The sequence below is a fragment of the Agromyces humi genome (genome assembly GCF_009720255.1).
Taxonomy (GTDB): Bacteria; Actinomycetota; Actinomycetes; order Actinomycetales; family Microbacteriaceae; genus Agromyces; species Agromyces humi.
In genome coordinates this window covers 1-643 of sequence record NZ_WJSP02000746.1, presented here as the reverse complement: position 1 = coordinate 643, position 643 = coordinate 1, and the positions used below count along the sequence as shown (strand labels likewise).

General features: G+C 74.5%; 1 protein-coding gene. It reads left to right on the top strand.

Going from position 1 to position 643, the window contains the following annotated elements; all coding sequences use genetic code 11:
• Positions 1–33: 33 nt before the first annotated feature.
• On the top strand, positions 34–643 hold a 610-nt coding region (locus tag GH736_RS23950), incomplete at its 3' end, for an RNA polymerase sigma factor (protein WP_268891270.1).

Genomic DNA, 643 nt, shown 5'->3' with positions numbered 1-643 from the left:
GAGCGCGCAGCCCGCCGGTGGCCGACCGAGGGGGTGCCCGACAACCCGGGCGCGTGGCTCACGACCGTGGCGCGGAACCGGGCGCTCGACGTGCTGCGGCGACGCGCGGTCGAAGCCGGGAAGGTGAAGGAGTGGCTGGTGATGGACGAGCTGGTGGGCGGCGGGGCATCCGACGACCCCGCCGACCTCGCGGCGGCCGAGCCCCGCTGGGACGACCGGCTCCGCCTCGTCTTCACCTGCGCCCACCCCGCGTTGTCGATGGACGCACGGGTCGCCCTGACGCTGCGAACCGTCGGCGGGCTCGACACCGCCGAGATCGCGCGCGCGTTCTTCGTGCCCGAGTCGACCATGGGCCAGCGGATCGTGCGTGCCAAGCGGAAGATCGCACACGCCGGCATCCCCTATCGCGTGCCCTCGCCCGACCAGCTGCCCGATCGACTCGCCGGCGTGCTCGCCGTGCTGTTCCTCGTGCACAACGAGGGCTACCTCGCCAGCTCGGGCGACCGGCTGCTGCGGCTCGACCTGCAGCAGGAGGCGATCCGGCTCACGCGGCTGGTGGTCGAGCTGCTGCCCGACGCCGACGAGGCCCGCGCCCTGCTCGCGCTCCTGCTGCTGCAGCACGCGCGATCCGCCGCGCGGGTCG